The sequence below is a fragment of the Pseudoxanthomonas sp. JBR18 genome (assembly GCF_028198165.1).
GTDB lineage: Bacteria > Pseudomonadota > Gammaproteobacteria > Xanthomonadales > Xanthomonadaceae > Pseudoxanthomonas_A.
Window position 1 is genome coordinate 2,429,820 of sequence record NZ_CP116339.1, and the last position, 20,964, is coordinate 2,450,783.

The window sequence follows — 20,964 nt, forward strand, 5'->3', positions numbered from 1 at the left end:
CAAACGAAAACGGCGGCGGGCACAGGGCCCGCCGCCGTTGGTGTCAACGTCGTTGTTCAGTGCTTAGAAGCGCGCACCGATACCCACGCCCACGGTCCACGGATTCAGGTCCAGATCCTGACCGGTACCATGACCGTTGACGGTCACCTCCGGCGAGCTGTCCATGTAGCGCGCGTCGACGCGGGCGAACCAGTTCGGGTTGATATTCATGTCGACACCGACCGTACCGATCGCACCCTTGGCGTCATTGACGGCCACGTGCTGACCCGGGACGCTGCCCAGCTTCTCGTTGCTGAAGTTGGACTGGTAGTAGCCCACGCCGACGAACGGACGGAACACCTGGTCCGAAGTGCCGAAGTGGTACTGGCCACTGATGGCCACCGGCAGCTGCGACACGCTGCCGATCTTGCCGTTGTTGTCGCCGACGTCATGCTTGAACTTGTCGGCCGCGCCCCAGAGCTCCACGGCGATGTTGGGAGTCGCGTAGTAGCTGGCCGAGATGGTCGGCGCGGTGTCGCCGTCCACGTCCAGACTGGAGCCATCCAGCGGGCGCGAGGAAGGCTTCATCATGGTGGCGCTGCCGACCACGGCCCACTTCTTGTAGGCGGCCGCGGCATCACCGCCGGTGGTGCTGTTGGTGGCCACGCCATGGGGCGTGCCGTCGTCGGTGGCGGCACCGACCATGTCCTGCGCGAAAACCGGGGGAGCGTCGAGCAGCGGCACCAGGGCCAGGCCAATGAGGCGAATCGAATTCATGGGGTGTACCTCTTCGTTTCTTGTTTGCGGTAGGCCCACCAGCGGCGGGACGGAGCACACCGTAGGAATTTGCAGATGAACACTTCCCGGCATGCCGAGTGCGGTTCAGGCTGCCGAACAGGGACGCTTCATGTTGATGCACGCCCCGTCCCGCGCAAGGCTAATGCCGACGTAGAAAAACGTTAAATGAAGGCGATTTTCTTCACGCTGACGCGGTTGTAGGTGCGGAGGCCCGGTTCAGCTGGCAGGCGCGATTCGAGCGCCTTGTGCGCAAGGTGGCGACTTCTCAATTGCACTTCGAGATGTCCGGTCGCCGCTCCGTCTCGTGCTGGAGCGTGTCGCTTTTCAGCGATCTGGAAGGTGAATGCCGCGCGGCCGCGAGCGTGCAGGGAGCGACGCTTGGAGCTGTCTCGCCGCAGCATGGGGCGGGTGTCGATTCGACGCCGCCGCCGACCCGAAGTCCGGCCAGTGCGGCGAGACCGGAACCGCCATTGCCGGGCCGGGCATTGCGGAAGGCCGGCATCGCTGATGCCCGTCACCTACAGGGCAGGGCACGCCCCTGTGCGTGGAACGCGCTTCGCTGCGCGGAGGGCAGTCCACATCGGAACCCATCACGCTGGAGAACGTCGACCTCGACGCCCCGGGGCGCGCCTCAGGCCGCTTCCAGCGCCTGCAGGTAGGACTGCCGCCAGGCATTGATGTCGTGGCGCTCCAGGTGGTCCATCATCGCGCGCCAGCGTTCGATGCGCTTGGCCTTGGGCATGTCGGCGCCCGTGGCGATGGCGTCGGCAACGCCGTCCAGGTCGTGCGGATTGACGATCAGTGCTTCGCTCATCTCGTCGGCGGCACCGGCCAGGATGGACAGGATGAGCACGCCCGGATCCTCGGGATCCTGCGCGGCGACGTACTCCTTGGCGACCAGGTTCATGCCATCGCGCAGGGGCGTGACCAGGCCGAGCCGCGCGGTGCGGTAGAAGCCGGCCAGCTGGGTGTGGCTGTAGTTCTGGTTGACGTAGCGGATCGGGGTCCAGTCGGCCTCGGCATAGGCGCCGTTGACGTGGCCGGCGATCTGCTCGAGCTGGCTGCGCAGGATCTGGTACTCGGGCACCTCGCCACGCGAGACCGGCGCGACCTGCAGGAAGGTGAGGCTGCCGCGCTGATCGCGGTGCCGCTCCAGGTAGCGCTCGAAGGCATGGAAGCGCTCGGGCAGGCCCTTGGAATAGTCCAGCCGGTCCACGCCGATGGCCAGCAGCCGCCCACGCAGGCTGCCACGCAGGTCGCGCACAGCGGGCTTGGTGGCTGCAATGCGGGCCTGCTGTGCGATCAGAGCGGTGTCGATGCTGATCGGGAACGACCCGGTGCGGAACCGGCGCCCGCCGGGGGCTTCCAGCTCGCCATCGGCGATCACCCGGCCGCCACCGTAAAGACGGACGTAGGCCTGGAAGCGCTCCATGTCGCGCCGGGTGTGGAAGCCCACCAGGTCATACGCATACAGCGTGCTGAAGAAGCGCTGATGGTCTGGCATGGCCGAGACCAGGTCGGCCGAGGGCATCGGGGTGTGCAGGAAGAAGCCGATCCGGCAGCCGATGCCGCGCTCGCGCAGCAGGGCCGCCAGCGGGATCAGGTGGTAGTCGTGGATCCAGACGATGTCATCGTCCTTGAGCATCGGCGCCAGCCGGTCGGCAAACAGCGCGTTGACCCGTCGGTAGCCCTCGCGGGTGCCGCGGTCGTAGTTCACCAGGTCCAGGCGGAAATGCAGCAAGGGCCACAGCGCGCCGTTGGAGAAGCCCAGGTAATAGGCATCGTGGTCCGGGCGCGACAGGTCCATGGTCACGTAGGTGGTGTTGCCATCGCGGTGTTCGTGCAGCGTGCCGCTGGCTTCGCGGCTGACCTTGCCGCTCCAGCCGAACCACAGACCGCCGCGTTCGGCCAGCGCCGCGCGCAGGCCAGTGGCCAAGCCGCCGGTCTGTGGTTCCCCCGGGAGTGCGACCCGGTTGGAGACCACGACCAGTCGACTCACGAGGCCTCCTGCCAGGAGCGCGACAGGCGCATGGCGGCGATGATCAGCCCCACGTGCGAATAGGTCTGCGGGAAGTTGCCCCAGGCCTCGCCGTCCTCGAAGGCCAGGTCCTCGGACAGCAGGCCCAGGTGATTGCGCCGCGCCAGGATGCGCTCGAACATCGCCCGCGCCTCGTCCTTGCGGCCGATCGCGGCCAGCGCGTCGATGTACCAGAAGGTGCAGATGGTGAAGCTGGTCTCCGGTTCGCCGAAGTCGTCCGGGGCCACGTAACGGAACAGCGCGTCGCCCTTCTTCAGGGTCTGACCGATGGCCTCGACGGTGGAGACGAAGCGCGGATCGTCGGCCGCGACGAAGCCGATATCGGCCAGCAGCAGCAGCGAGGCATCCAGGTAATCGCTCTGGAACGAAGCGCTGAACCAGCCCTGCTCCTCGCGCCAGGCCTGTTCCAGGGTGGTGGCGCGGATGGTGTCGGCGCGCTCGCGCCAGTAGGTGGCGCGGTCGTCGCGCTGCATGCGCTGGGCGATCTTGGCGAGGCGGTCGCAGGCGGCCCAGCACATGGCCGCGGTATAGGTGTGGACCTCGGCGCGACCGCGGAACTCCCACAGGCCGGCGTCGGGGATCTCGTATAGCGCCGCGGCGCGCTCGCCCAGCGCTTCGAGCCGCTCGAAGGCATGCACGTCGCCCGGGTCGGCCAGGCGCTGGTCGAAGAACAGCTGCGTGGAAGCCAGCACCACCGAGCCGTACACGTCGTGTTGCTTCTGGATCCAGGCCAGGTTGCCGCGTCGCACCGGCCCCATGCCGCGGTAGCCGGCCAGGCTGGGCACATCGTGCTCGTGCAGCTCGACCTCGAAGTTGATGCCGTACATCGGCTGCAAGGTGCCGTCGTGGGTGGCGATGTTGAAGATGTAGGACAGGAACTGCTCCATCGTCCGGGTCGCGCCCAGGCGGTTGAGCGCGCGCACCACGAAGGCCGCGTCACGCAGCCAGCAATAGCGGTAGTCCCAGTTGCGCGGCGTATCGGCGGCCTCCGGGATGGAGGTGGTCATCGCCGCGATGATGCCGCCGCTGTCCTCGTACTGGCACAGCTTGAGGGTGATCGCGCTGCGGATCACCGCGTCCTGCCAGTCCAGCGGGATCGACAGGTAGCGCACCCATTCGGTCCAGTAATGGCGGGTGTTCTCCTCGGCCTCGCGTACGTACCCTGCCAGCGAGCGGCGCAGGGATTCGTCCACGCCCAGCACCAGATGCACCGGGTGGCTGAGGATGAAGGGCGTCTCCTCGCGCAAGAAGCGCACCGGGACGTCGGTGGTCAGGCGCAGGGTGAACTCGGGCAGCAGCCAGCGGATGTGGTTGCTGCCCCAGGTGGTCTCCGGCTTGCGCGCGCCCCAATCGGCCAGCGGACGGGCGCGGATGGTGATGCGTGGCGTGCCGCTGATCGGACGCACCTGGCGAATGATGCTGACCGGTCGGTAGAAGCGCTGGTTCTCGCGCCAGCGCGGAGCGAAGTCGATGATCTCCAGCGCATTGCCGTGGGTGTCGCGCAGGACGGTGCGCAGGATTGCGGTATTGGTGAGGTAGTGCTGCTCGCTGGAGGCGAAGTCCTCCAGTTCCACCGCGAAGTCGCCCCCCTCCTGTTGGACCGGCGAGAGCAGGCTGCAGAAGGCCGGATCGCCGTCGAAGGCGGGCATGCAACTCCAGACCACCCGTGCCTGCTTGTCGATGAGGGCGCCGAAACTGCCGTTGCCGATGACGCCCATGTCCAGGGTGGGGTGGCTCATGCTTGCTCCGTGGGGGTAGTGGGGGTGGGGACCGCTAGAGGTGGGACCGCAGCCAGGCGTGGACCGCCGAGACGTCGGGCAGGGCGTACATCGCATGGCTGTTGGCGCGCCGGCCGACCAGCACGCTCCAGCCGCCCAGTGCATTGGCCGCCGCAAAGCCGTACTCGTCGGTCAGGTCATCGCCCACGAACACCGGCCTGCGGCCGGCGAAGGGGGATGCTTCCAGCAGCCTACGCATGGCGCGGCCTTTGTCCACATCGTCCGGCACCAGTTCTATCACTTGGTTGCCCGGCTGCAGGCGGTAGCCCGGCAGATCGGGCAGGTGGCGGGCGGCCAGCGCTTGCAGGGCATCGGCGGCGGCCGGCGCGGCGCGCCAGTGCAGGGCGATGTTGCTGTGCTTGTTCTCCACCCGCACCCCGGGATAGCGGTGGGAGAGGATCGTCGCCTCACGGCGCAGCGCCTCCAGGGCCTGGACCGGCACCGCGCGCGCCGAGTCGGGGGCGCCGCGCAGTTCCTGACCATGCATCCCGGCTGCCGGCAGGGCGTGGGGTGTGAAGACCGCATCCAGTTCGCTCAGGGGGCGGCCGCTGATCAGGGCCAGCGCGCCGCCGAGGCGCTCGGACAGGCGCAGCACCGTGTCCAGCCCCCCTTCCGGGAGCGCGACTGCGCTGGGGTCGTCCTGGAACTCAAGCAATGTGCCGTCCACGTCCAGGAACAGGGCGTGGTCGCCCGAGAGGTGTGGCGGGGCTGGAAAGCGGTTGGGGGAAGCGGGCATGGGGGCTTTGCAGGCGTCTTCCGCATGAAAACGTTGCAGCGCATTGTTCGCGGACGCCGGTGAACACGCGGTGTTGAAGCAGGTGTCTAGGCAATTGGTCGAGCAAAGACGAAATTTCGTCCGATCCTGACAGGATTTCGGCCAGTTGCCATGAGCCAAGCTTGGCGACGCGCGCGACGGTCGTACAATGGCCGGCCCAGTCCCACAAGAATCCAACCGGAGTTCAGCAGATGGCTCAAGCCCAGGAAGCACGCGTCCCCGACATCGGTGACTACAGCGACGTGCCTGTGATCGAGGTGCTGGTCTCCGTCGGGGACACGGTACAGAAGGACCAGGGGCTGATCACCCTGGAGTCGGACAAGGCCACCCTGGAAGTGCCCGCGGCCTTCGGCGGCGTGGTCAAGGAATTGAAGGTCAAGGTCGGCGACACCCTCTCCGAGGGCGCGGTCGTGGCCATGATCGAGCCGCAGGACGACTCGGCCCCGGCGCCCAAGGCCGAGGACAAGCCGGCCCCGGCCAAGGCGTCTGCCGCCCCGCCGGCCAAGGCGGCCGAGCCGGACAGCCCGGCCGAGCCGGTCCAGACCGGTTCCCCCGACAAACTGACCCAGCGCGAGATCGCCCAGTCGCAGTCGCGCGTGGCCTCCGGCGCCACCGCCGGCCAGGATGCGCCGCCGTCCCCGCCGACCAGCACCCCGCCGGTGGCCTTCGATGCCGACCGGGTAATGCCCGACAAGGTCCCGCATGCCAGCCCGGTGGTGCGCGTGTTCGCCCGCGAGCTGGGCGTGGACCTGTCCAAGGTGTCCGGCAGCGCCCGCAAGGGCCGCATCACCAAGGAAGACGTGCAGGGCTACGTCAAGCAGGCCCTGGCCGGTGGCGGTGCCAGCGCAGCCGCGCCTGCCGCCGCGGCCGCCGGCGGTGGCAATGGCCTGAACCTGCTCGCCTGGCCCAAGGTGGACTTCTCCAAGTTCGGCCAGACCGAGGTCCAGCCGCTCTCGCGCATCCAGAAGATCTCTGGCGCCAACCTGGCGCGCAACTGGGCGATGATCCCGCACGTCACCCAGTTCGACTCGGCCGACATCACCGATCTGGAAGACCTGCGCGTGCAGCTCAACAAGGAGGCCGAGAAGTCCAAGTCCGGCGTCAAGCTGACCATGCTGGCCTTCCTGATCAAGGCCAGCGCCGCGCTGCTGAAGAAGTACCCGACCTTCAACGCCTCGCTGGATGCGGCCGGGGAGAACCTGACGCTGAAGAAGTACTTCCACATCGGCTTTGCCGCCGATACGCCCAACGGGCTGGTCGTGCCGGTGATCCGCGACGTGGACAGCAAGGGTGTCAACGACATCGCCGCAGAGACCGGCGCGCTGGCCAAGAAGGCGCGCGACGGCAAGCTCGGCCCGGCCGAGATGACCGGCGGCTGTTTCTCCATCTCCTCGCTGGGCGGCATCGGCGGCACCGCGTTCACGCCGATCGTCAACGCGCCGGAGGTGGCGATCCTGGGCGTGTCCAAGTCGGCCATCCAGCCGGTGTGGGACGGCAAGGCGTTCCAGCCGCGCCTGATGCTGCCGCTGTCGCTGAGCTACGACCACCGCGTAATCGACGGGGCGCTGGCCGCGCGCTTCACTGCCGACCTGGCCCGCGTGCTGGGCGACATGCGCCGGGTCCTGCTGTGATCCTGGCCTGTCCACCGCGCCGCCGGGCACGCTGAGCCCCATGCCGGGGCTGCTCGCCGCCGCCGCTGCCCCGCAGGACGCCAGCGGCGCTGGCGACTGGGTGCGCGATGCCGCGCGCGAGCATTCGGCCGGGCTGCTGCCGGTCCTGGACTACAAGCTGCTGACCGTCTCGGGGGTGCCGATCACAATCGGTGGCCTGGTGGCCGCCGCGGTGGTGCTGCTGCTGACCTGGGTGGTATCCAGGCTGGCCCGGCGCGGCTTGGCCCGCTATGGCGCCCGGCATCCGCGCACCAGCCAGGCCTCGCTGTACACGGTCTCGCGCATCGTCCAGTACGCGCTGCTGGCGGCTGGCCTGCTGATCGCGCTGGCGGCGATCGGGATGCCGGTGGGCAAGTTCACCGTGTTCGCCGGGGCCATCGGCGTGGGCCTGGGCTTTGGCCTGCAGGCGATCTTCAACAACTTCATCTCCGGCCTGATCCTGCTGTTCGACAAGTCCCTGCGCGTGGGCGACTTTGTGGAACTGGAGTCCGGCGTGCACGGCGAGGTCCGCGACATCCACATCCGCGCCACCACCATTGTCACCAACGACAACATCGACATCCTGGTGCCCAACTCGGAGTTCGTCAGCGGCCGGGTGGTCAACTGGACCCACGGCGATGGCTCGCGACGGATCAAGGTGCCGTTCGGCGTGGCCTACGGCGTGGACAAGGACACGGTCAAACAGGCCGCGCTGGAGGCGGCCGCCGAGGTGCCCTTCACCCTGACCCTGGAAGGCGCGCGGCGCCCGCAGGTGTGGCTGGTGAACTTCGGCGAGAGCAGCCTGGATTTCGAACTGGTGATCTGGCTGACGCCGGAAGCCACCAAGCGTCCCTCCACGGTCAAGGCCGCGTATTTCTGGGCCTTGCACTCGGCCCTGGCGCGGCATGGGCTGGAGATCCCCTTCCCGCAGCGCGACCTGCACCTGCGCAGCGTGTTCGGCCTGGATGGCGAGCAGGCCCTGCGCGCGCTGCGCCTGGACACCGCGCCGGCCCAGGAGGCCGACGCACGACCCCTTCAACCTTCCACCGCAGGCAACGACGCGGTGGACGACGTACACCGCGCGATCCGGGACGAGCAGGCACGCCATCCCGACGCCGCCCCGGAAACAGGAGAGCAATGACATGGCAAACACGATCGAAGTAAAGGTTCCCGATATCGGCGACTTCACCGATGTGCCGGTGATCGAGGTCCTGGTTTCGGTAGGCGACACCGTGTCCAAGGAGCAGGGCCTGGTGACGCTGGAATCGGACAAGGCCACCCTGGAGGTGCCGTCCTCGGCCGCCGGCGTGGTCAAGGAGATCAAGGTCAAGGTGGGCGACACGCTGAGCCAGGGCGACCTGGTGATCGTGCTGGAAGCAGAAGGTGATGCAGGTACCGCATCGCCGGCCGCGGCCGAGACCCCCAAGGCCGCCGCGCCCGCACCGGCCAAGGCCGAAGCGCCCAAGGCGGCGCAGGCCTCCGCCCCGGCCCCCGCAAAGGCGTCCGGCGGCGGTCCCATCGAGGTCAAGGTGCCCGATATCGGTGACTTCACCGACGTACCGGTGATCGAGGTCCTGGTCTCGGTGGGCGACACCGTGTCCAAGGAGCAGGGCCTGGTGACGCTGGAATCGGACAAGGCCACCCTGGAAGTGCCGTCCTCGGCCGCCGGCGTGGTCAAGGAAATCAAGGTCAAGGTGGGTGACACGCTGAGCCAGGGCGACCTGGTGCTGGTCCTGGAAGGCGAGGGTGGCGAAGCATCTGCTGGTGCTTCGCCGGAAGCCCCGGCGGCCGAGGCCCCGCGCCCGGCCCCGGTCACCCCGTCGCTGGCCCAGCCCGATGCCGCCGCCGCGCCCAAGGCCGCCGCCGGCACCGGCAAGCCGGCCGACATCGAGTGCCGCATGGTCGTGCTGGGCTCCGGCCCGGGCGGCTACACGGCGGCCTTCCGTGCCGCCGACCTGGGCCTGGACACCGTCCTGATCGAGCGTTACGCGTCGCTGGGCGGCGTGTGCCTCAACGTAGGCTGCATCCCGTCCAAGGCGTTGCTGCATTCGGCCAACGTCATCGACGAGGCCGCGCATGCGACCGAGTGCGGCATCGAGTTTTCCAAGCCAAAGATCAACCTGGACACGCTGCGCGAGTACAAGGAGAAGGTGGTCGGCAAGCTCACCGGCGGCCTGGCCGGCATGGCCAAGCAGCGCAAGGTCAGGGTCGTGCAGGGCACCGGCGTGTTCGTCTCGCCCAACGAGATCGAGATCACCGGCGAGGACGGCAAGACCCAGTTGCTGCGCTTCGAGCAGTGCATCATCGCCGCCGGCTCGCAGGCGGTGAAGCTGCCCAACTTCCCGTGGGACGACAAGCGCGTGATGGATTCCACCGACGCGCTGGAACTGGCCGAAATCCCCAAGAAGCTGCTGGTCGTCGGCGGCGGCATCATCGGCCTGGAAATGGCCACCGTCTACAGCGCGCTGGGCAGCCAGGTCACCGTGGTGGAGTTCATGGACCAGCTGATGCCCGGCGCCGACAAGGACCTGGTCAAGCCGCTGGCCGACCGCCTCAAGAAGCAGGGCGTCGTCGTTCACCTCAAGACCAAGGCCAGCGGGGTCAAGGCCGAGAAGAAGGGCATCACGGTGACCTTCGAATCGGCCACCGAAGGCGCCAAGCCTGAGCTGGAATCGGGCACCTGGGACCGCGTGCTGGTCGCCGTGGGTCGTGCACCCAATGGCAAGAAGATCGGCGCAGACAAGGCCGGCGTGCAGGTGACCGACCGCGGCTTCATCCCGGCCGACCAGCAGATGCGCACCAACGTGCCGCACATCTTCGCCATCGGCGACATCGTCGGGAACCCGATGCTGGCCCATAAGGCCACCCACGAAGGCAAGCTGGCCGCCGAAGTGGCCTCGGGCGAGAAGAAGGAATGGGTGGCTCGCGTGGTGCCGTCGGTGGCCTACACCAATCCGGAGATCGCCTGGGTGGGCGTGACCGAAACCGAGGCCAAGGCCAAGGGCCTCAAGGTTGGCGTGGCCAAGTTCCCGTGGGCGGCCAGCGGCCGCGCCATCGGCATCGGCCGCACCGAGGGCTTCACCAAGTTGATCTTCGACGAGGCGACCCATCGCATCGTCGGTGGCGGCATCGTCGGCGTGCATGCCGGCGACCTGTTGGCCGAGATCGGTCTGGCCATCGAGATGGGCGCCGAGGCAGAGGACATCGGCCACACCATCCACGCCCACCCGACCCTGAGCGAGTCGGTCGGCATGGCTGCCGAGGTCTACGACGGCACCATCACCGATCTGTACATCCCGAAGAAGAAGTAAGCGTTCGCTGCAACGCCTGCCGTGACAACGCCCCGCTCGCCGGGGCGTTGTCATGTGGCGATGGCGGGACATCGTGGCCTTGCGGTAATTTCCGTATTCCGCTGGGTTGATGGAGTGTTGTGTTGATCAGGAGGCTGCTAAAGGGTGCGCTGCTGCTCGTGCTGGCGATGCCGGCCCTGGCCGAAGACGATCCCGAGCTCGCCGCTGCGCTGGCCAAATGCCCCGGGGCGGCGCAATTTCGTCAACACCATCCGCATGAGGATGCCCCGCCGGAACAGGAGGCCGCGCCACCGACCGACCCCGCCCTGCGCAAGCAGTTGCTGGACATGGTGGCGCCCGACCAGCAGGCGCGTGATGCGGTCAATGCCGCAGGGTGGTCGCGCGAAAGCGTGGAGGCGATGTCGCGCGTGGACGCGGCGAACCTGCCGCGGATCAAACGGATTGTGGAAGCACACGCCGGCCTGCCCCTGCCATCGGAAGTGGGCCAGGACGGTGTCGACGCGGCATGGCTGCTGGTCCAGCACGCCGACGCCGATCCGGCTTTCCAGGCGCAGGTGCTGGATCAGGTGCAGTCGCGTGTCGGCCACGGTGGCCTGAGGGGTCAAGACTTCATCCTGCTGACCGATCGCGTGCTGACCAATCAGGGCAAGCCACAACGTTACGGCAGTCAGCTCATCGCTCGGGATGGAAAGTGGGTGCCCAAGCCGTTGGAAGACCCCGCCCAGGTCGATGCACGGCGGGCGGCGGTTGGTCAGATGCCGCTGGCCGACTATCTCTGCGTGGCGCGCCAAATGTTCCAGCCGCCCGCTCAGCAGTAGATAAGCACTTGCCAGCGCGCCGCGATGCGGATTAAACAGGCAGGCGGCCGTCCCAGGGACGGTCGCCTGTCTTCTTCGGGGATCATCGATGCAATCGCTTGCTGCCTGCGTGCTGGGCCTCGCCCTGAGCGCACCTGTCGCCGTCTTCGCCCAGACCACGCCGGCGCCTGCGCCGCAGACCGTCGTGGTCACCGCCGCGCATCTGGTCGATGTGCTCAAGGGGACGATGGTCGACGATCCGCAGGTGGTCATCATCGACGGCCGCATCGCCCGTGTCGGCCACAAGGGCGAGGCCGTCCCGGCCGGCGCGCAGCGCATCGACCTGGGGCCACGCACCCTGCTGCCGGGCCTGATCGACCTGCATGTGCACCTGACCTCCGACCCCACCATCAGTGGCTATCGCGGCCTGGAATACACCGACAACTTCTGGACCATCGTCGGGGTGGCCAACGCGAAGAAGACCCTGCTGGCCGGCTTCACCACCGTGCGCAACGTCGGCTCGGCCAACTACGACGATGTGGCGCTCAAGCAGGCCATCGGCGCCGGCTACATCGTCGGCCCGCGCATCGTGCCGGCGACCTATGCCGTCGGCGCCACCGGCGGGCATTGCGACGCCACCGAATTCCCGCCCTCGGTCAGCGTGCCCTCGCCGGCGGTGGCCAATGGGCCCGAAGAAATCCGCAAGGCCGTGCGCACGCTGCGCAAGTACGGCGCCGAGGTGATCAAGTTCTGCGGCACCGGCGGGGTACTGTCCAAGACCGACAGCGTCGGCGCGCAGCAGTATTCGCTGGAGGAGATGCAGGCCTTGGTGGAGGCCGCGCACATGCTGGACATGAAGGTCGCCGTGCACGCGCATGGCAAGGCCGGTATCGATACCGCCATCCGCGCCGGGGTGGACACCATCGAGCACGCCAGTCTGGCCGATGCCGAATCGTTCAAGCTGGCCAAGGCCCACGGCACGGTGTTCGACATGGACATCTACAACGACGACTACATCCTGGCCGAGGGCGAGAAGAACGGCGTGTTCGCCGAATCGCTGGAGAAGGAGCGCCAGGTCGGGTTGAAGCAGCGCCAGACCTTCCAGGCCGCGCATGCGGCCGGCGTCACCCTGGGTTTTGGCAGCGACGGCGGCGTCTATCCCAATGGCGACAACGCACGCCAGTTCGCCAAGATGGTGCAGTGGGGCATGCGCCCGATGGAGGCGATCCAGGCCGCGACCGTGACCGGTGGCAAGGTGCTGGGCAAAGAGGGCGATGTCGGTGCCATCGCGCCCGGGCGATACGGCGACCTGATCGCGGTGTCCGGCGATCCACTGGCCGACGTGACCGTACTGGAGCACGTGGAGTTCGTCATGAAGGGCGGGGTGGTCGAGAAGGCGCCGGACTAGCGCAAGTCCCCGAACGCAACGAGGCCGCGACGATGCGCGGCCTCGTGCCAGTCAGGGTGGCGCGGATCAGAAGGCGAGGGTGACGCCGGCCATCGGACCCTTGAACTCCAGGTCGATACCGCCGGAGGCGTCCCGCCCGGACTCGTTGTAGTTGATCTTGAACCAGTCGTAGCCGGCGAACACACCGAAGTTGTCGGTGATGCGATACTCGGCGATCGCGTTGGCGCGCTTGATCTTGCCGTCGTAGTCGAAGCTGCCCCAACTGGCGTCCAGGTACTGGCCCTGCACGTTGATCAGCCAGCGATCGCCGGGGGTGAAGGTCAGGCGGGTGCCCACCACCGGAGCCTCGCCGTCTTCCTTGGCATCGCCATAGAAACTGCCCACGTCCGGGCCGGCGTCGGCCGTGACCTTGCCGTCCAGCTTGGCCCACTCGGCGCCCAGCTGCAGGCCCCACGAGAACTGTTCGGTGTCGACCACGGAGAAGTCATAGATCAGGCTGGCCAACTGGAAGCGCGTCTCCAGCTTGGCGTAGCTGCCGGCCGGGACGGTGGTGCCGTCGTAGCTGATGTCCTCACCCAGGGTCTGGGTGTTGTCCTTGTCATAGCGGAAGTAGTCGAAGATCACCCGGTTGCGCGGGCTGATATGCCAGACCCCGTCCACGCGCGGCGACACCTCGTTGCTGCCGAAGTCGAAGTCCTGGCTGAAATCGACGTCATTGCCCATCAGCTCGCCGCTGCCCTTGAGGCGGCCGCTGCCGTCCGCGCTCATCGCGCCCAGGCGCAGCGTGAAGGTGTCATCGCCCGGCGTCTGCGCATGGGCGGGAGCGGCAAGCGTGGTGAGGATGGCAACGGACAGGCCGGCCAGGGCCAGGGACGCGAAGGCTTTCATCGGAACTTCTCCTGCGGGGTTTGAAAGACCGGCCCGCTTGGCCGGCGAAGGGGCGCCAAGCTGCGCCCGGCACGGTGCAGGCGCGGTGAAGAAGTGAGACTTCGATGTTCAGTCTTGCGAAAGTCGTGACGGGAGCCCGCTTTTGCCTGCGTGCCGGGCGCCGCCACGTGCCGAAAATTGACGCTGCATTGGCGGCGATGCTATTTCGGTGCGTGGGAGGGGTTGGCATGCGTCGTGGAGGACGTGCGTCCCGCATTCCCGGGCTGGCGTCAGAGGGACGTCTGGCGGGCCAACGGCACGCATCGCAGCAATGCGGACGGCCGTGGCCCGAGGGGGTCATGGACCTCCTGCCGGGCGGGTGCGTGCGCGTGGCGAGTGCCGAACGTGGGAATGCTTGACCGATCGTGCGCGCCGGCTGGCCCGGGCGCATGCCACGCCGTTCGTTTGATTCGCTGGAGCCTGTGCATGAACCCACCCTTCCCCCGCCTGCGACGCCACCCGCTGGCGCTCGCCACCCAGCTGATGCTGGCCGGCCTGGCGCTCCCCGCCCTGGCCCAGCAGGCCGATCCGCCCCGCAGCGCCAAGGACCTGGACACGGTGACCGTGACCGCGACCCGGCGCGCGGCCACCGTGCAGGACGTGCCGCTCAACCTGACGGCCACCACCGGGCTGGACATCGAGCAGCAGAACCTCACCGACCTGGCCGACCTGGTGAAGACCGTCCCGGGCCTGTATCTGGTCGACCAGGGCGGACGTGATGCCAACCTGCTGACCGTGCGCGGGCTCAACACCAATTCGCTTACCGGCAGCGAGGGCGTTGGCCAGGACGGCGGCGGCGTGGTCGCCCAGTACCTGGGCGACATCCCGCTGTACCTGGACCTGCGCCTGACCGACATCGAGCGGGTCGAGACCCTGCTCGGGCCGCAGGGCACCCTGTACGGGGCCGGCACCCTGGGCGGCGCGATCCGCTATCTGCCGGTGCGTCCGCAGTTGGGCGAAACCAGCGTCCAGGCGACCACGGGTCTGTCCAGCAGCAGCCACAGCGGCGATACCGGCATGGAGGTCAGCTCCATCCTCAACCTGCCGATCGGCCAGCACGGCGCCCTGCGCGCCTCGTTCGGCAAATACCATGATCCGGGCTGGGTCGATTACGACTTCCTGGTGCGCGAGCCGGGCGTGTCCAATCCGCAGCCGGACTTCTCCGATCCGGATGCGGTCGCGGCCAACCTCAAGCGCAGGCGCGACGCCAACGACCTGACCACCAGCAGCGCGCGTGTCGGCCTGCGCTGGATGTTTGGCGACGCGGTCGATGCCAACCTGACCTACTACTACTACCAGCGCCAGGAGTCCGGCGGGCGCACGGTCAACCAGGTCGATTCCTTCGGCACCGGGCGCTACGAGTCGGCGTATCGCTTCCTGGAGCCCAACGACCGCAAGAGCCAGTTGCTGGCGCTGGAAGTCACCGCCGATCTGGGCTTTGCCACGCTGACCTCGGCCAGCGGCTATTCCGAATACGACGAGCTGGGCCAGCGCGACCAGACCGACCTGCTGCTGGACTTCCAGTACGGTTACGAGGACTTCCCCAGCTTCGCCGCCTATACCCGCGAGGAAGTGGAAACGCGTCGCTTCACCCAGGAGGTGCGCCTGGTCTCCAACGACACCGGCCCACTGACCTGGATCGTCGGCGGCTTCTACGATCGCTCGGACCTGACCGCCTACTCCAGCGAATTCGTCCCGGGCATTCCGGAATTCTGGGGCATCGACCGCCCCGACAACCTGGAGTACTTCCAGGCTACCTTCGACAAGCCGGAGGAGAAGGCCTTGTTCGGGGAGATCGGCTACGACTTCACCGACAAGTGGAACGTCACCGTGGGCGGGCGCTGGTTCAAGTACGACGACGAACAGAAGGTCGGCTTCGCCCTGCCGCTGATCGATGGCTCGGCCCCGGACGAGATCGCCGTGACCTACGACCCGGTCAACGTCTCGGATAAGGACTCGATCTTCAAGTTCAACACCTCCTACCAGTTCACGCCCAAGCTGCTGGGCTATGCGACGGTCAGCGAGGGCTACCGCTCCGGCGGTGCCAACGCGGTCCCGGCCTGCCTGGACCCCTTGCCGGATGGGCAGAACGTCTGCGCACTGCCCAACGAGCGCCTGATCAAGCCGGACAAGACCACCAACCACGAGTTGGGCCTGCGCAGCAGCTGGCTGGACAACCGGCTGGTCGTCAACGGCGCGCTGTATTACATCGACTGGGACGATGTGCAGGTCGCCGGCACCACGGTCAATGGCGCCATTCCCATCACCGTCAACGGTGCCAAAGCGCGCAGCCAGGGCGTGGAGTTGACCACCCAGGCGCGCCTGCTGCCAGACCTGCGCCTGACCGCCTCCTACACCTACAACAAGGCCGAACTGGCCACCGATGCGCCGGGCATCGTGTCCGGCGAAGATGCCTTCGACGGCGACCGCCTGCCGGGTTCGCCTCAGCACATGGGCAACGTGTCGCTGCAGTACACGCACTCGCTGTCTAGCGGCCTGATCCTGGGCGCGAACTATTCGGTGGCCGCGCAGAGCGACGTGGACTCGCGCGTGGGCCTGCGCAACGGGGGCGAGGTGCTGCCGGGCTTTGCCGTGCACAATGCCTCGATCAGCCTGTCCGGTGTGGCATGGAAGGTGAACCTCTATGCCAAGAACCTCTTCGACCGCTATGCCGAGACCGCGGTGCGCAACACGCCTGCCTATATCGAGACCATCGAGGGCGACGGCACCTCGTTCGCGGTGCGCAGCTACAGCAAGGCGATGATCGCGCCGCTGCGGGTCGGGGCGAGCTTCACCTACTACTTCCAGTAGCGCTCCAGGGGCTGTCTATACTCGGACGCGCGGCGTGGTTGCCGCGCGTCCGGGGCGCCTGCCAGGCACGATGAGTTCGTCTTTTCCGCAGCCCCCTGAGGCGCAGGCCCGGCGTCTGGCCGGGCAGGGGCGATGGGTGGAACTCGCAGGGCTGTGCCGGCAGTGGCAGGCCCAGGCGCCGGACCTGGTCCTCGCCCATTACTTTGGTGGCGTCGCCGCGCTTGAACAGCGCCAGCTGCGCGCTGCGCTCGAGCACCTCGCACGGGCGGTCGCGCTGGCACCGCAGGAGGGTGACATCGCGGCCGAGCATGCCCGCGCGCTGTCCCTGGCCCATCGACAGGCGCAGGCCCTGGAAGAGGCGCGCCGCGCGCTGCCCCTGTGTGCCGCCGCGCCGCGCGCGCTGGGGCTGCTGGGCGTGGTCTTCAGCCGGGCCGGCGACCATGCGCAGGCCGAGCGCGTGTTCAGGGCCGCTGCGGCGCTGGACCCCGACGATCCCGGCCACCAGTTCAACCTGGCGGCGGCGCGCAAGTTCCTGGGAGACTTCGATGGTGCCGAGCAGGCGTATCAAGCCTGCATCGCGGCACAGCCGACACACTGGCGTGCGCAGTCGGCGCTGGCACTGCTGCGCAGGGCCCAGCCCGAACAGAACCGCATCGACGCGCTGACGGCATTGCTGCCCGAGGCGGCCGGCCAACCCGAAGCACTGGCCCATGTGCATCACGCACTTTCGCGACAGTACGAGGACCTGGGCCAGTACGACCAGGCCTGGCGGCACCTGCTGGATGGCAAGCGCCCGCATCGGGCCCGGCTCGGCGATGTCGCAGGGCGCGACGCGGCCTTGTTCGACGCGCTTGAGCGCGCCTTCCCCGACGCGATCGCGGCCCCCGATGACGCGCCGGAGGGGCCGATCTTCATCGTGGGCATGCCGCGCAGCGGCACGACCCTGGTCGAGCGCATCCTGTCGAGCCACCCGCAGGTGCAGGCCGCAGGCGAGTTGCAGGTCTTCGGCGTTGCCCTCAAGCGAGCCAGCGGCAGTCCCACGCGGGCGTTGCTCGATCCGGAGACCATCACGCGTGCCGCCGGGCTGGACTGGGCTGCCCTGGGCCAGGACTACCTGCAAGGCGCCGCGCCGATGCTGCATGGCGGCGAGGCGCGTTTCACCGACAAGTTGCCGCACAACTTCCTCTATGCCGGCTTCATCGCCCGTGCCTTGCCCCGCGCGCGCATCGTCTGCCTGCAGCGCGATCCGCTGGACGTGTGCCTGGGCAACTTGCGCACCCTGTTCGCCATGGGCACTCCGTACTTCCACTACGCCAGCGATCCGCTGGATACCGCGCGCTATGTGAGGCGCTTCGAACGCCTGATGGCGCACTGGCAGCGCGTGCTGCCGGGGCGCTTCCTGCGGCTAGGGTACGAGCGGCTGGTCGAAGACCAGCAGGCCCAGACCCGGGCGCTGCTGGCGTTCTGCGGACTGCCCTACGATCCGGCCTGCCTGGACTTTCATCACAATCCGGCGCCGGTGGCCACCGCCAGCGCTACCCAGGTGCGCGGAACCCTCAACCGCGATGGCATCGGCCGCTGGCAGCGTTACGCCGCCCATCTGGAACCCCTGCGCCGGATCCTCGAGGCCTGAGGCGGCATCGTTAACAAGAGAAGCCCCGGCGAGGAGGCCGGGGCTTCGGGGAGGTCTGCGGCGGAGCATCGACGAGGAAGTAGGCGCAGACCTCATGCAGATGGACCGTGCGGACCGCGGAAAGTTCCTGTACCGGTCGGGACAAGAAGCGGCTGGCGAAACCGCTTCCATGCCGGAGCCGACGCGCTTTGCGCTGTTCCGGGGTTTTTCCAAGACAAATCAAACTTTTGGAGGTTGTCGGTGCAAGGGGCGCGCTGCTATACTTTCGCCGCTTGACGGGCCACCCGCACGCCCGTTCCCGCAACCCCGCCAAGGCCATCGCACGTGCTGAACTCCGTCTACACGGGTCGGCAACTGGCACAGCGGGCGACAGCCTGGCAGGCTGCCGCCTCCGTGCTGGTCGCACTGGCCTGGCTTGCAGCGTCACCCGCTTCGGCCCTTGGGGCCTGGCTGGGCGGCATGGGGCTCACCGCTGGTTCCTGGGCTGCCGCGAAAGTGGCGCTGGGCGGCGGGGTCGCCCCAGCCGGCACCGCCTTCGCGCGGCTGCTGATGGGAATGGCGGCGAAGTGGGTGGTGGTGTTGCTGGTGCTGGTGGCGGCGTTGGCAGGGTTCCGGTTACCGGGCCTGCCGGTCATCACCGGGGTTTTGGGTGCCGCACTGGGTTTGGTGCTGGCCAATGTGGTTCGACGGAAAGGTGTCGCTTCGTGAATGAATCGAATAGTTCGGGCGGTTTGACCGAATACATCAACCATCATTTGACGCACAACAGCGTCCAGCTGGTGGGCGAGGGCGCGCTGGGTCGTTTCAATCTGGACAGCTGGCTGATCGCGCTGGTGCTGGGCCTGGTGTTCGTGGCCTGGTTCGCGTTCTTCGCGCGCCGCGCCACCCCGGGCGTGCCGTCCAAGGGCCAAGCCTTTGTCGAGCTGGTCATGGAATTCGTCGATGGCCAGGTCAAGGACACCTTCCACGGCAACCGCAGCTCGGTCACGCCGCTGGCCCTGACCATCTTCATGTGGGTGGTCTTCATGAACACCATGGACCTGATCCCGCTGGATCTTCCGTCCTTCGTGGTCCAGACCACGGCGGGTCATGAAGCGGCGCACCATTCCTACCTGCGCCTGGTCCCCACCGCGGACCTGATGACGCCCGCCGCGCTGTCGGTGACGGTGTTCTTCATCCTGATCGGCCATTCGCTGGCCGCCAAGGGCGGCTTCGGTTTCGGCAAGGAGCTGCTCACGGCGCCCTTCCACGCCCATGGCCCGCTGTCCATCGTGCTGGCCCCGGTCAATCTGGGCATGAACATCATCGAGTGGCTGGTCAAGCCGATCTCGCTGGCCATGCGACTGTTCGGCAACATGTATGGTGGCGAGCTGGTGTTCATGCTCATCGCCGGCCTGCTCAGCAGCTGGATCACCTTCGTGCCGGGCGTCATCGCCAACGCGGCCTGGGGTGTCTTCCATATCCTGATCATCCTGCTGCAGGCCTTCATCTTCATGATCCTCACCGTCGTCTACATCGCCGGCGCGCGTGAGAGTCACTAAGATCGCCCCACTTTTCGCTTCACCCTTTCGTTCTTAACCAACAACTCGCTGGAGAGATTTCAATGGAATTTGTCGCACACCTGCAGGGCATGACCGCCATTGCCATCGGCCTCATCATCGGCCTCGGTGCACTGGGCGCCTGCCTGGGCATCGCCATCATGGGTTCCAAGTTCCTGGAATCGGCCGCCCGTCAGCCGGAGCTGATCCCGGTGCTGCAGGGCCGCATGTTCCTGCTGGCCGGCCTGATCGACGCCGCGTTCATCATCGGCCTGGCCATCGCGCTGTTCTTCGGTATCGCCAACCCGCTGCTGACCCCGGTCCTGAACGCCGCTCAGGGCGGCTAATCGCGCCCAGGTCCTGGGCCGCAGCCGCGGCCCATGCAGCAATACCCGTCATGCATCCACGCATGGCGGGTTGAACGAACCCGTTGAGGACACGTCATGAACATCAACATGACCTTCTTCGGCCAGATGCTTTCCTTCGTGATCCTGATCTGGTTCACGATGAAGTTCATCTGGCCGCCGCTGAACGCGGCGCTTGAAGAACGGCAGAAGAAGATCGCCGAAGGCCTGGCCGCTGCCGATCGCAGCCAGAAGGATCTGGCGCAGGCGCAGGAGAAGGCCAACGAGGCCCTCAAGGACGCCCGCGTCAAGGCCAACGAGATCATCGACCAGGCCCACGCCCGTGCCAACCAGATCGTCGAGGCCGCACGCAATGAAGCGGTCGCCGAGGCGAACCGGCAGAAGGAACTGGCCCAGGAAGAGATCGCCGCCGCCGCCAATCGGGCCCGCGAGGAGCTGCGCAAGCAGGTGTCCGCGCTGGCCGTGAGTGGTGCCGAGAAGCTGCTGCACCGCGAGATCGATCCGGCCGCCCACAAGGCGCTGCTGGACGAACTGGCCGCGCAGATCTGACCCGGGTGATCCGATCATGAGCCAGTTCATCACGCTTGCCCGTCCCTACGCCCGTGCCGCCTTCGGCGCGGCGCAGGACGCGCAGCAGCTGCCGGCGTGGTCGCAGGCCCTGGGCTTTTCCGCCCAGATCGCCAGCGAGCCGCAGGTCGCCGCGTTGCTGCTCAATCCGCAGCTGACCCGCGAGCAGGCCCTGATGTTGCTGTCGCCGCAGGGTGTCGATGAAGCCTTCACCCGGTTTCTCGGTGTGCTGGCCGATGCGCGTCGCCTGCCGCTGCTGCCGGAGATCGCCGCGCTGTACGAGCAGCTGCGCGCCGAAGCCGAGCGTATCGTGCTGGCCAAGGTGACCTCGGCCAGCGAACTGCCGCCGGGCGAGCTGGACGTGATCAAGGCCGCCCTGGCCAAGCGTTTCGGTCGCCAGGTGGATGTGACCACCGAGGTCGATGCCTCGCTGATCGGCGGCGCCATCATCGATGCCGGCGACGTGGTCATCGATGGCTCGCTCAAGGGCAAGCTGGCGCGCCTGCAGACGGCGCTGGCGGGCTGATTCCAGGCGCCGCCGCCCCGCGCACGACGCGGAGCGGCAGGCGACAGGCACACGCTTTCATTTA

At 67.6% G+C, this 20,964-nt stretch carries 17 protein-coding genes; 12 read left to right on the forward strand and 5 right to left on the reverse strand.

Annotation, left to right across the window (positions count from 1 at the left end):
• Positions 1–63: 63 nt before the first annotated feature.
• From PJ250_RS10910 to otsB, 4 genes are all read right to left on the reverse strand, one after another.
• Entirely contained in the window at positions 64–756 is a 693-nt protein-coding gene (locus PJ250_RS10910) for an OmpW/AlkL family protein (protein ID WP_271644555.1), read from the reverse strand.
• Between the two features lie 652 nt (positions 757–1,408).
• Positions 1,409–2,776 carry an alpha,alpha-trehalose-phosphate synthase (UDP-forming) gene (otsA, locus tag PJ250_RS10915; protein WP_271644556.1) on the reverse strand — a complete coding sequence of 456 codons (1,368 nt, stop codon included), beginning with the start codon at positions 2,774–2,776 and terminating at the stop codon, positions 1,409–1,411.
• Positions 2,773–4,554 (reverse strand): glycoside hydrolase family 15 protein, encoded by a 1,782-nt coding sequence (locus PJ250_RS10920; protein WP_271644558.1) that lies wholly within the window; start codon positions 4,552–4,554, stop codon positions 2,773–2,775. Before PJ250_RS10920 ends, otsA begins: the two co-directional genes overlap by 4 nt.
• Before the next feature lie 34 nt (positions 4,555–4,588).
• Complete coding sequence (gene otsB, locus PJ250_RS10925) at positions 4,589–5,329, reverse strand: trehalose-phosphatase (RefSeq protein ID WP_271644560.1); 741 nt, start codon at positions 5,327–5,329, stop codon at positions 4,589–4,591.
• 230 nt (positions 5,330–5,559) lie between these two features.
• On the opposite strand from otsB, the gene PJ250_RS10930 reads away from it, so the two are divergent.
• The 5 genes from PJ250_RS10930 to PJ250_RS10950 all read left to right on the forward strand — a co-directional run bounded on the left by PJ250_RS10930 (position 5,560) and on the right by PJ250_RS10950 (position 12,533).
• Positions 5,560–6,999 carry a dihydrolipoyllysine-residue acetyltransferase gene (locus PJ250_RS10930; protein WP_271644562.1) on the forward strand — a complete coding sequence of 480 codons (1,440 nt, stop codon included), beginning with the start codon at positions 5,560–5,562 and terminating at the stop codon, positions 6,997–6,999.
• Positions 7,000–7,039: 40 nt separating this feature from the next.
• Complete coding sequence (locus tag PJ250_RS10935) at positions 7,040–8,158, forward strand: mechanosensitive ion channel family protein (RefSeq protein WP_271644564.1); 1,119 nt, start codon at positions 7,040–7,042, stop codon at positions 8,156–8,158.
• A gap of 1 nt (position 8,159) precedes the next feature.
• Positions 8,160–10,328, forward strand: a complete 2,169-nt coding sequence (gene lpdA, locus PJ250_RS10940) for a dihydrolipoyl dehydrogenase (RefSeq protein WP_271644566.1) — start codon at positions 8,160–8,162, stop codon at positions 10,326–10,328.
• A 167-nt stretch (positions 10,329–10,495) separates the two neighbouring features.
• Positions 10,496–11,146 carry a DUF6624 domain-containing protein gene (locus PJ250_RS10945; RefSeq protein ID WP_271644569.1) on the forward strand — a complete coding sequence of 217 codons (651 nt, stop codon included), beginning with the start codon at positions 10,496–10,498 and terminating at the stop codon, positions 11,144–11,146.
• An 88-nt stretch (positions 11,147–11,234) separates the two neighbouring features.
• A complete protein-coding gene (locus tag PJ250_RS10950) occupies positions 11,235–12,533 on the forward strand; it encodes a Xaa-Pro dipeptidase (RefSeq protein WP_271644570.1) in 1,299 nt (432 codons plus the stop codon).
• 66 nt (positions 12,534–12,599) lie between these two features.
• Here the strand turns inward: PJ250_RS10950 and PJ250_RS10955 are convergent, their stop codons facing one another.
• Positions 12,600–13,421: a hypothetical protein gene (locus tag PJ250_RS10955; RefSeq protein ID WP_271644571.1), complete on the reverse strand. Its 822-nt coding sequence runs from the start codon at positions 13,419–13,421 to the stop codon at positions 12,600–12,602.
• A 465-nt stretch (positions 13,422–13,886) separates the two neighbouring features.
• On the opposite strand from PJ250_RS10955, the gene PJ250_RS10960 reads away from it, so the two are divergent.
• The 7 genes from PJ250_RS10960 (at position 13,887) to PJ250_RS10990 (ending at position 20,900) form a co-directional block, all read left to right on the forward strand.
• The gene (locus tag PJ250_RS10960; RefSeq protein WP_271644572.1) at positions 13,887–16,271 is read left to right on the forward strand and encodes a TonB-dependent receptor; all 2,385 of its coding nucleotides are present in this window, start codon (positions 13,887–13,889) and stop codon (positions 16,269–16,271) included.
• 70 nt (positions 16,272–16,341) lie between these two features.
• The gene (locus tag PJ250_RS10965) at positions 16,342–17,904 is read left to right on the forward strand and encodes a tetratricopeptide repeat-containing sulfotransferase family protein (protein ID WP_271644573.1); all 1,563 of its coding nucleotides are present in this window, start codon (positions 16,342–16,344) and stop codon (positions 17,902–17,904) included.
• A 324-nt stretch (positions 17,905–18,228) separates the two neighbouring features.
• A complete protein-coding gene (locus PJ250_RS10970; RefSeq protein ID WP_271644574.1) occupies positions 18,229–18,612 on the forward strand; it encodes a hypothetical protein in 384 nt (127 codons plus the stop codon).
• Complete coding sequence (gene atpB / locus PJ250_RS10975) at positions 18,609–19,445, forward strand: F0F1 ATP synthase subunit A (protein ID WP_271644575.1); 837 nt, start codon at positions 18,609–18,611, stop codon at positions 19,443–19,445. The genes PJ250_RS10970 and atpB overlap by 4 nt, the downstream gene beginning before the upstream one ends.
• A gap of 62 nt (positions 19,446–19,507) precedes the next feature.
• Complete coding sequence (atpE, locus tag PJ250_RS10980; RefSeq protein WP_271644576.1) at positions 19,508–19,789, forward strand: F0F1 ATP synthase subunit C; 282 nt, start codon at positions 19,508–19,510, stop codon at positions 19,787–19,789.
• Between the two features lie 96 nt (positions 19,790–19,885).
• Positions 19,886–20,356: a F0F1 ATP synthase subunit B gene (locus tag PJ250_RS10985; protein ID WP_271644577.1), complete on the forward strand. Its 471-nt coding sequence runs from the start codon at positions 19,886–19,888 to the stop codon at positions 20,354–20,356.
• A 16-nt stretch (positions 20,357–20,372) separates the two neighbouring features.
• Positions 20,373–20,900 carry a F0F1 ATP synthase subunit delta gene (locus PJ250_RS10990; RefSeq protein WP_271644578.1) on the forward strand — a complete coding sequence of 176 codons (528 nt, stop codon included), beginning with the start codon at positions 20,373–20,375 and terminating at the stop codon, positions 20,898–20,900.
• The last annotated feature ends 64 nt before the right edge of the window (positions 20,901–20,964 follow it).